Below are 10,805 nucleotides of genomic sequence, written 5' to 3' on the forward strand. Positions count from 1 at the left end.
TGTTAAATCACCCGATCGGTGTGGATGATCTTGATATCCTTTACTACTTTAAAATCAACGGCTTTCTTCAAGAATTCTTCGTTTGTTAATTCTTCAGTTGGATTGAGCACAGTGGTCCCCATATCTTGTGACAATACTTCTGTTCCTCGATCAAACTCATCTGCCCCATCGTTCAAAACATCGGTGCCATCAATCAACACTTCGGTCCCATTCACTGGTACCACCGTTTCATTCGGTAGCAGATCAGTTCCTTGATCTAAAACTTGTGTTCCGGAACTAGGGTTTTCCATTTTTTCGCCAAAACGATCTTTTCTAGCATCTAGCACTGAGGTTGCTTCGACGAATATATCATTTGCACTGCCCAGTACGGTTGTTGCATCAACTGATGACTCTACTTCATCCCCCAATATGCTTGTTTCTTGAACGGTAAACTCAATTTCATTCCCCAGCACCGTCGTTTCCTCAACAGTAGAAGCGACCTCACTTCCCAATACGGTTGTTTCATCCGCCATTGGAACTCCAGGATCCGTCAGCACTGTCGTGTCCTCGAAAACCGGACCCCTGTATTGCTGATAAACCGGAACATTTTTAGGTAATCGATCCGTCTGTAAATTCTGAGTGATGCCAGGACGTGAGGTTTCCTGTGTAAGACCCCTAGTCATAAATTTCCGTAAACCCCTGGTTGTGCCACCTTTACGCCCTAATTTACGGGAACCGACAGGCTCTGTTAGTTTTCCGCGTTCAAGATTAAAGGCACTCGGTCGATAGTGTTTATTCCCCGTTCTTGCATTCTGTTCACGAATTTCTTGAATCTGTTTAGCCGCCGTTCGCCCTGTTAAATCGCCAATGACGGACCAAATGTTCATTTTAATAAACATAATAATAGCTACAATAAATAATAAGCCTGCAAGGGAATAGCCAATGATGGAAATCAGCTGCCATGTTTGTGCATCCATTGTGTTTTCCCCCTACTCTTCTCGATATGCATTTTCAATTGCTTTCTCGGCTGTGTCAAAACGTTCGATGATTTCATTTTTGATAGCATGCGTTTTATCTGTCGTTACATCAACCTTGTTTGTACTTTTCTTAATAAAATCATAAACCGAACGAATCTCTTTTTCTGAGATGCCATCTAATTTAAATTTTCTAGAGTAGGATTCAATCGCATTGATGGCTAATTTATAAAGCTCCAGCTTCACGATTTCATTTTCATCTTCGTTATTTTCGATCAGCTTCATCAGTTCTTTCATATTTTGTAAATACGGTGCGTACTTTCCTGTATCGGAGGCTTCTTCAATATGAAGCGTAATATCCCGATTAAACTTACCAATATCTCGATAAATCACGGCCATTTCATAATAATCTTTTTCTTTTGACCCGTAATGAACGGCATCTTCGAACCATTTAATCGAATCTTTCATTCTCGTAACTTGATTATCACTAGTTTCCGTTTTGCCATAGTCATAGTAGTACCAGTACAGCTTGCCGATTTCAAAAGCAAGATCTGCATAATGAGGAGTTTCATAGAATTCTTGAAGATTCGGATTAATCTTTTTCATTAATTCAGCTGATTCCTCCACTGAAAAAGCGGCATCCTCTTTATAGACAGAAAGCAATTTCAAATAAGCGTCATTGTCGGTAGGCTTAATATCGATTGCTTTTAAATAAGCCTCTTTATCTGTCATTTGAACCAAATTATCATAATCCGCGTTATTCGTATGGTTCTTCATCGCATGTCCAGTGATTCCTACGGCTAATGATAGAACCGCTGCTCCAGCTACAATGCTAAAAGCCCTCAATTTCGACTTTTGCTTGGCACGGTAAACATCATCAATTTCTTCGTAATGGTGCAAGGCATATAATAGTTCTGCACAGGATTGATAACGATCCTCTGGATTCAACTGCGTGCATTTTTGAATAATTCTTTCCAACCCACCTGATAATTGCGGATTCCAATAGCGAATCGGATAGAGCTCATATGGCGGCTCAGCTGGATTTTTACCTGTGACTAAGTGGTAGAGGGTGACACCAAGACAATAGATATCCGTTCTTGGATCCGTTTGCCCTTTTCCACCAAATTGCTCCGGAGCTGCGTATCCCTTCGTCCCTAAGCTAACCGTATCTGCTAGGTTTTGATCTTTGAATTCTCTAGCAATCCCAAAATCAATCAATTTGATGTTGCCATCTGGTTTTAACATCACGTTAGCCGGTTTCATATCCCGATAAATAATCGGTGGGTCGCATGTATGCAAATAATCAAGGACTTCACAAAGCTGGATTGCCCACTCAATCACTAAATCTTGTGGCTGAGCACCATACTCCTCCAGAATATTGCTAAGCGGCTCCCCTTCGATGTAGTCCATAATGACATAAATCACCGAATCATGATCAATAATGTCCACAATCCGTGGCAATGAAGGATGATCCAATCTTTTGATCATGTTGGCTTCATCAATCGCGCTTTGAATAATGACCTCGTTATTTTTATCTCTTGCTCTTTTTTCAATTTCTTTGACGGCCCATTGTTTGTTCAGGCGTTTATCCATGGCCAAATAGACTTTCGACATCCCACCTCGACCAATGAGCTTTAATATTTCATATTTTCCTTCGATTACAGACCCAATCTTAGCCAAAGCGAATTCACATCCTTACAAGATCTTCATGAGCAATACGGTGATATTATCCGTTTCATGTCGCTGCTTATTTAGTTCCACCAATTGTATGGCCTTTTGCTTCATGATGGTTTCATTTGTCAATCGATCTGGTGAAAATGCCTCGAAAATCTCACGCTCTGAAATCACGTGACGAAATCCATCTGAACAAAGCATGATGACCTCACCGCGTTCTGGCCTTTCAGTAATAAAGTCCGGCTCAACGATTTTAGATGCCCCAATACATTGCAGCAAAACATTTCTTCTTGGGTCGCGCTCAGCCTGCTCACGAGTCAAACGACCCCGTTTGATTTCTCTAGCCACAACTGTTTGATCCTCGGTTAAAACTTCAAGTCCATTCGAAATGCGGTACACTCGTGTATCGCCGACATGTCCTATTAACATCGAATGATCTTCGATAATCAAGACCGCCGTCCACGTTGTTCCAAGTTGAATATTCTTGTTCCGTCCGTATTGGGCAATCCGTTGATTTTGTTCTTTAATTAAGCGATCCCAGCGATATTGAATGTCACTGACATCCTGTTTGGCTAGTTGGTAAGGAAGTTCCTGTTCAAACCAATCTGAAAAGGCCTGGATCACACTTGCACTGGCGACTTCCCCTTGGGAAAGTCCTCCCATCCCATCACAGATCATCGCTAAAACGACTTTTCCAACCGAAGTATCGGCAATTTTTAACAAAAGGCTGTCTTGATTGCTTGTTTTCTTCGTGCCTATGTCTGTATGGGCTGCTGTTAGAATCTCCATTTTTGACCTCCTTTCATTAGAAAAGCGCAAGCGCCTTGGAGTTAGACATCAAACCCTTATACGTTCTTTTCCTATCTAGATGTAAAAAACAAATTCCTCATTAGCAAGGGTTACTTTCGTTCCTGAAAAAATTTCAACCTCTTGTTGAACGGGGATCACCCGATTATCTACATAGGTTTTATTAGTCGAATTATGATCGATGATATAATAACGACCTTCTCTCGTAATAATGTCTGCATGACTACGACTCACTGCGTTATTATTGGCGACAAAGTAATCACAAAAGCTCTTTTCCTTCCCAATGCGGAAGAACGGCTTGTCCACGGTTATTTTTTCTTCAGTTCTTTCTCGGATTAAATAAGGAAACGTAGTCTCCTCAAAGCTATCGGCACCAAGAACCGTTGTACCATTATCAAAATCCTCCTCAGACAAAATCGTGGTCTCGGCTAAATCATCCTTGATCCCCAATACTTCGGAAATATCCAAGACTTGGTTTTGCATTTCCTCAACCTCATAGAGAGGGGAACCACAAGACACACAGTACTTGGCATTTGGCAATTTTTCATGGCCACATTGAGGACATTGGGTTTGTTGATTAGGTGAAGAATTTGTTTGAGAACCAATGGTTACCACATTCCTTATCGTTTCATTTGATAACCCTTGACGATCTCCAAATTGAGTGGAGTCTGTGTGAGGTTGAGAATGGTTGGTCACCTTTTGATCCAACAATTCATGTATCAGCTTTTCAAAGCTTTTTAAGGAAAAAGGGGAGTGGCTTTTAAAATATTGCAAATACCTTGTGATGTAATCATGGTTCTCGTTCTTTGTAAAAACAACTCGAAACGGAAGATCATGAAAAAATCGAGCTACTTCAAAAACATGTTCGTTCTTAAAAACAGGCCAGAACACACATTTTACGATTTGCGTTTTACGATCGAGAAAGATATACTCATCATCCAACATGAGATTATTCACATTCATGAGGTTCCTTTCACATTCCTTCACAATCGCAATCAATTGACTTACGACATCTAAAAACATGTCCTTGCTCACAGCCTCACTGAAGTAGGATTGTAAGGAGTCCATTCCAGCAATTTTACTTTTGAGCACGAACCCTTTTCTGCTTTTTTCCATCTTCATGGGAATCAGGCTTTCAAGCATCCCACCGGCAATGACCTTGAACTCACGCTCATTAACCGATTCAGACGGCGTTAGCTTATTTTCAACTATATATTTTTTTCTGCGTTGTTTAACTGTTGTAATTCCCATTAGGTTATCTCCTACTATTTAAAAAGTTGCAACAGGGGGACGGTTCTGCTGTTTCATTTCTTTATCCCGAAAAAGGGTTATATAAATGAAACACGAGAACCGTCCCCATGTTTCCCCATTAATCGTAACTTATCGAGTTTATTTTTTTTCTAGTAAAAACCTAACAAATCTTGGAATGTGGATTCACATTCCAAGATTCGTAATTTCATATATTTCTTTTTATTAAGCTCCTCTGAAGCCACTTTGTAATTGCTCGTCAACTTGACTGAACGCTTCAGCTGAAGAAACAGTAGCATCTCCTAAGCTTTTAACCAATTCTGGGAATTTATCAAGACTTTCTTTCATTTGGATGTACATGTCAAAGTATGCATCTTGAGATAATCCATCCCAACCATCAGCGATTTCATTGATTTTTGTGTCGATCAAACCTAGGATGTCAGAAAGGTCTCCTGCATGATTGATTAGTGCATTTCCTTGTGCTGCTAATGTTTCTGGGGTTACGCGAATGTTTGCCATTTTTTTATTCCTTCTTTCTTTTAAATTTATTTGCAAACAGCTATGAGCTGGTATGCCTTGAGTGATTTAATTTTTAAAAATATATTTGCAAACAGCTTTAAAGCTGGCATGCCATAAGGTAATTAGGCTTTTAAAAAATATATTTGCAAACCGGTTTAAGACTGGTGCATTAAGGTAATTTGGTTCTTTCAACTTGATCAACGAGATCATCGTATTCAGTTGCTGCTGATTCAAGGATGTCCTCTAAGGTTTCAAGCAATCCCGTATACTTTTTAATATTCTCGCTCCAATCGGTATTCACCATCTTCTTGAATTTTTTTCCAGCAGGGGTTGTCCATCCACTGTCTATTAATTCCTGAAGGCATTTGTCCAATTGGTCAGCCATCGATTGCAATTCTTTCGCAATGGCTCCGTATCGCTTTCCACAATCCCTTATCGCATCTGTATCAAATGCGAGATCGGTGTTTTTTTCATATGATAAGGCCACATCAACCACCTACCTCTTCATATAACTTTTCTAAGTCAGGCTTTAACTTATAGGCTTTTTGGAGTTCTTCCTTCGCTTGTGATGCTTTCCCTAACGTACGATAAATATCTGCTCTAAGCGTATAGACCTCTGCAATCTCATCGCTGATGCCTGAGATGAAGTCTAGCATATCAAGAGCTTTCTCATATTCTTCGCTATCCTTTAAACACATGGCTCGATATAAGTAAATATCGATGGCAGCGGGATTTTCCAATGTCGCTAAACGGTAAAGTGAGATGGCTTCTCGATAAAGTGGTTTTGCTTCATCAAGCTTGCCAAGCTGTCGCAAGCAAAACGGTTTGTAATAGAGAGCCGCATAGTAATAAGAGTCCTCTCCATCATTGGATATGATGGCTGACGCAATTTCGAGCGCCTGATCATATTTCTTTTTCGCTAGGTACATATTCATGAGCATAAAGCGTGCTTCCCCTTCGAAAGCGTCCGGCTCTTCAAGCTCAATACATTCTTGACAACAGGCAATGGCACGCTCGATGTCATTGTTCTCAGCTGAAATTTGCGCTTCAAGCATGATGAATCCTCTTTTTGCGTCTTCAAAATACTTCATCTGTCTAGCTGTTGTTAATAGTTTTATCGCTAAATCGAATTGACCATTTAACGCCACGCTTTTCACGTAATCGTACATCAGATCTGCATCATCAGGAAAACGATCGGAGGCTGACTTGGCAAATTCAACGGCCTCTTGAAGCTGACCTTTGTGGAGCAGCAATTGCGTCTTCAGATGGTAGCCATCGTATAATTCCGGTGAATTTTTCAATAATTCATCGACGCTTTCCTCAGCACTGTCCAGCATATCGAGTCGAACCAAAGTCGTTATTTTTTTCACTAAATAATCGGGTCTTGAAGGGTTCTTGATACAAGCCTTTTGAAAATAGCGTAAGGCCATGCGGTCGTCGTTGAGATGCTCATAGGCCATTCCCATGAAGAAGAGCATCTCATCGCCATCGTAGCCTGCTGAAATCGCCAAGTTGTAATACTCTAGACCCTCGTGAACCTCATCGTTCATAAAGCATGCATTTCCATATAAAAAATAGAGCTCGCCGCTCTTTTCAATCAAGAGGGCTTTCTTATATAGGTTTTTGGCTTCTTTGTATTGTTTGGCAGCCATATGCAGATCCCCATAATTTTTATAGCTATCCACTAACATGGGGTCGATCTCGATGGCTTTATCAAACTTCTCTTGAGCAGCTGGAAGATTCCCAGCCTTCAAAAGAAGCGCACCCTGCTGATTCAAATCCCTGGCTTCTAACCTTAACTCATTCGTCTCCATCGTGACCTCCTTGCAATATGGGGGCGGTTCTCGCGTTGCAATTAAAACGCCCATTCTCGTGTTAAAAAACCTTCACTCCAAAAAGAAATTTTATTTTTGAAACACGACAACCATCCCTCTATTTCCATGTCCCCTTTAATCCACAATTGCCACTTTAATAGGGGAATGACGTTCAATTTCTGACACAAAGTCCACTTCTGGAACTTCGGTCGTATAAAAATAGCATAAACCTTCTGTTGTTTTATGATAGGTTGGTTTGGAAGGTAAACTTCCATCCTTGTTGTACTTGTATCGGATTGCTTCTTCTAGACCCGCAATGGTAATCTGTTTCGTTACCGTTCGAAACTGGCATTTTTTAATGTCCTTATAAAAAAACTTATCAATTTCTCTTCTTGAAACTTTCTTATTAATGTATCGTTTCTCACGATAGACAATTAGATAGTCGTCATAAAACTGAATCTCAAAAGAAGATGGGATCTTTTTATAACCACCACCGGAAAAAGTTAACCCAATCGCCATTACAATAAGCAGCACTCGTGCTGTCCACGAAAGCTCAATAAACAGGTTTTCCTGGAAGAGAAGAGAGCCTAGTATAATGACACCAATAATAATCCAGACGGTGATTTTCAGTTTACCCAAAAGCGGGTTATCGTTTTTTGGAACAGTAATGCCTTCATTGGCTTTTAATACATAATTGGGTTTTTCCATATTTTTATAACTCCTACACTACTTTGAAACAGGGGGACGGTTCTGGTGTTTCAACATCTTGACCTATAAGAAAGTTTGATATGAATGAAACACGAGAACCGTCCCCTTGTTTCTTAGCTCTCTTCTACAACTACCTTGATTGGTGAGTGTTTTTCGATTTCTGACACGAAATCGACTTCGGGAGATAGAGATGTGTAAAACCAACATAACCCACCCTTGACTGTTCGCTGATACGATGGTTTTTCTGGCAAACTTCCATCTTTGTTATAGTTGTACCATGTGGCTTCCGTATCTCCATAAATGTTGATTTGTTTGGATTTCGTTCTATACTGGCATTTCGTAATGTCTTTGTAATAGAACTTATCATACTCTTTTCGACTAACCTTCTTGTTATAGGTTTTCTTCTCACGATATACAACAAGGTAGTCATCATAGAACCGAATCTCAAATGGTGAAGATACCATTTTCGTTCCACCTGTAAAACTTACTCCGATTGCCAACACAACAAGTAGTACCTGGGCTGTCCCTGAAAGCTCACTAAACAGATTATCTTGGAAGAGTAGTGAGCCTAGGATAATTACACCTACTACAATCCAAACAGCTAGTTTAATTTTACCAAGTGGCAAGTTTTCATTTTTCGGAACTAAAACCCCTTCATTGGCTTTTAGTACATAATTGGGTTTTTCCATGTTTTTTTAACTCCTAAACTACATTAATATGAATCTTTGAAACATCGGGACGGTTCTGGTGTTTCGGGACCTAACCTAAAGATGTTACGCTGAATGAAACAAGAGAACCGTCCCCCTGTTTAGTTTGTACCGGGAATGTGGATTTCGGGTACAGATATGTTGATGGCGCTGGCTGTTGAAAGTTTTTCTACGACATCGCCGTCAAGTGGACCACTTGAAAAGATGTTACCGATATCTTTGACAAGGGTGGTGAGATCAGTAACCTTAAAGTCTTCTACTTTAATTCCAGAGACTTCTCCTGGGATATTCGCGATGGGGATAATCGGGACTGCAAGTCCCCCAACACCCTTTAACGTCAATCCACCTTTAACAAGACCAGATGCGGCTTCCAATATACTTTTCGTTGAATCTATACCTGCTTTGTCGGTACTGAAATCCAAAAATTTCCCTTTGAAATTATTTAAAAAGTCTGTACCGAAACTCATTGCGGTTTGCTGTACTCTTGTCCAATCTTTATACTTTATTGTGGTAGAGATCCTAGTCCAACCCTCAGCAACACTTGTTTTCAGTTTCCCTGTAAAGGCTGCAAGGTTATTTCTCGTTAAAATATCCCTAAACTTTAAGGTACTGATATCAACGGAAGATCCAGATGCCCATTTATATCCGTTCTTCAAAAGGGAGCCAAGGCCACCGACAACGGAAACAATCGTAGCAACGGTACCTACCGCATCAATCCCTTTTGTTAGGCCATGTGCAAGACGGTTGTCCGTTTCTGCGCGAATCGTATCCGTCAACGTATCTAGATTACTCCTTCTATAGCCGAGCGCAGGATCACCGTTCTGTCTAGCGTTATAGGCTCGACCTTCATTCACTAAATTTGTTATGGCATTGATCACCGTTAATGCACCCGCTACAACACCCGCAATCACGAGTAACAAGGCCCCTCCTGATAGAATAGCACCGATGATCGCTAAGACCCCTACGGCAATCTCCAATGCATAAACCAGCAATCCCTTAAGGAGTTCCTTCCCGCCTTCAAAGTTAAACCATTCACTAATGGATTGGAGGATGAAATCTCGTCCTGCATTAAATTGATCTGCGACATCCCCCAGCCACCTTCCAACTACATTCTCGTTGCCAACGCTTGTAAAAAAATAACTAATGGCATTCACAACCGGGTTGTTTTTGATTCCATGGGCTTCCTTGAACGTAGCCGTAAGGGATGAAACCTTAGACTTCACGCTCTTATCGGTAGATACGGCTTTCTCCTTTAAATCCGCTAAGTCTGTCGCATATTTTTCATATTTATTGGCTTCATCTCGTAAGGTAGACATCTTTTCATTGGCTCTTGCTTTGGCTGTCGAAAGATTCGATGACCAGGAACCACTGTAATTATTGAGTTTTTGGTAAACCCGACTCTCTATCCGATCGGCGTATCGATCTAATCTCTTGGCAACCTGCTTGGCCTCACCCGAAGCATTATCGAGGCTGCTATAAGATATGGAAGCTATGCTCATCGCTAATTCCCTCCACTAAAAATTTTATTCATTGAAACAGGGGGACGGTTCTGCTGTTTCACTATCTTGTCCCATAAAAAAGATTGTTTGATTGAAACAGGAGAACCGTCCCCCTGTTTCATTCCCCATCATCCACCAAATATGTTTTTCAACAATTCTGCTCGTTCTTCGGATTTCTTTTCTTGGTATTTGTCATAGTAGTAGTCCCTGCTGGAAATGGCTTGTGAGCGTAAATTTGTTACTCTTGCTACTTCATCCTCGATCGCGTTCTGGGTTGTACTCATATCACGATCTTGGCCGATGGATTTTTCTTTTTTGTTTTCAAAGGCGTTTGCACGGTTAGTAAATAGAGAATTGTGTCGAACCCCTTTCAGTAAATCGGCTTTTAATCCATCGAGTTCAAAGTTTACATCTATCACTTCTGCAGGTAAATCAAAGGACAGGCTTTCGAGGATTTTATTTAAATCTTTCAAATCGTCCTCATAGTCGTCCACTTCATCCCGTTTTTTTCGATACATTTCACGATAATACGAGCTACTCGCCACTAACCTTCACCCCTTTACTCTTCCATCGCCATGACAAGCTGCTGGCGCATTTCATCATCTAATTTTTCATACTCGCCTTCTGCTTGGACTAACGCATCATAAAGCTCTTTCAGCGTTGCACCAAAATCATCAATTTTACTAATCAGAAGATTATACTGGGATTCAAATTCATTTCTGCCTTTTCCTACCCAATTCTCCTTCACTTTCTGCGTAATTTGAGAGACTTCGAGATTGACATTGTTATAGGACTCTACGATTTCTTTAATCTGTGAATGGGTGGCATTAATCTGTGCTGTATCAATCGTACCGCCTACTATTTTTTCCGACACGC

At 40.6% G+C, this 10,805-nt stretch carries 12 protein-coding genes; all 12 read right to left on the reverse strand.

The window, feature by feature from the left end; genetic code table 11:
• Positions 1-2 precede the first annotated feature (2 nt).
• Entirely contained in the window at positions 3-956 is a 954-nt protein-coding gene (locus Q5760_RS21860; RefSeq protein ID WP_428909693.1) for a hypothetical protein, read from the reverse strand.
• A gap of 12 nt (positions 957-968) precedes the next feature.
• Positions 969-2,633 carry a serine/threonine protein kinase gene (locus Q5760_RS21865; protein WP_428909694.1) on the reverse strand — a complete coding sequence of 555 codons (1,665 nt, stop codon included), beginning with the start codon at positions 2,631-2,633 and terminating at the stop codon, positions 969-971.
• Positions 2,634-2,648: 15 nt separating this feature from the next.
• Complete coding sequence (locus Q5760_RS21870) at positions 2,649-3,416, reverse strand: PP2C family protein-serine/threonine phosphatase (RefSeq protein ID WP_428909695.1); 768 nt, start codon at positions 3,414-3,416, stop codon at positions 2,649-2,651.
• A 75-nt stretch (positions 3,417-3,491) separates the two neighbouring features.
• The gene (locus Q5760_RS21875; RefSeq protein WP_428909696.1) at positions 3,492-4,685 is read right to left on the reverse strand and encodes an FHA domain-containing protein; all 1,194 of its coding nucleotides are present in this window, start codon (positions 4,683-4,685) and stop codon (positions 3,492-3,494) included.
• 222 nt (positions 4,686-4,907) lie between these two features.
• A complete protein-coding gene (locus tag Q5760_RS21880; RefSeq protein ID WP_428909697.1) occupies positions 4,908-5,201 on the reverse strand; it encodes a WXG100 family type VII secretion target in 294 nt (97 codons plus the stop codon).
• Between the two features lie 169 nt (positions 5,202-5,370).
• Complete coding sequence (locus Q5760_RS21885; protein ID WP_428909698.1) at positions 5,371-5,688, reverse strand: WXG100 family type VII secretion target; 318 nt, start codon at positions 5,686-5,688, stop codon at positions 5,371-5,373.
• Position 5,689: 1 nt separating this feature from the next.
• Positions 5,690-7,015: a tetratricopeptide repeat protein gene (locus Q5760_RS21890; RefSeq protein WP_428909699.1), complete on the reverse strand. Its 1,326-nt coding sequence runs from the start codon at positions 7,013-7,015 to the stop codon at positions 5,690-5,692.
• 135 nt (positions 7,016-7,150) lie between these two features.
• Positions 7,151-7,723, reverse strand: coding sequence for a hypothetical protein (locus tag Q5760_RS21895; RefSeq protein WP_428909700.1), 573 nt, complete (start codon positions 7,721-7,723; stop codon positions 7,151-7,153).
• 113 nt (positions 7,724-7,836) lie between these two features.
• Positions 7,837-8,412: a hypothetical protein gene (locus Q5760_RS21900; RefSeq protein WP_428909701.1), complete on the reverse strand. Its 576-nt coding sequence runs from the start codon at positions 8,410-8,412 to the stop codon at positions 7,837-7,839.
• Between the two features lie 119 nt (positions 8,413-8,531).
• Positions 8,532-9,929 (reverse strand): hypothetical protein, encoded by a 1,398-nt coding sequence (locus Q5760_RS21905; RefSeq protein WP_428909702.1) that lies wholly within the window; start codon positions 9,927-9,929, stop codon positions 8,532-8,534.
• 128 nt (positions 9,930-10,057) lie between these two features.
• Positions 10,058-10,474: a hypothetical protein gene (locus Q5760_RS21910; protein WP_428909703.1), complete on the reverse strand. Its 417-nt coding sequence runs from the start codon at positions 10,472-10,474 to the stop codon at positions 10,058-10,060.
• A gap of 14 nt (positions 10,475-10,488) precedes the next feature.
• Positions 10,489-10,803 (reverse strand): WXG100 family type VII secretion target, encoded by a 315-nt coding sequence (locus Q5760_RS21915; RefSeq protein WP_428909704.1) that lies wholly within the window; start codon positions 10,801-10,803, stop codon positions 10,489-10,491.
• Positions 10,804-10,805 lie beyond the last annotated feature (2 nt).

It is taken from the genome of Niallia sp. Kr1 (assembly GCF_050389805.1).
In the GTDB taxonomy this organism is placed as follows: Bacteria; Bacillota; Bacilli; order Bacillales; family Cytobacillaceae; genus Bacillus_BD.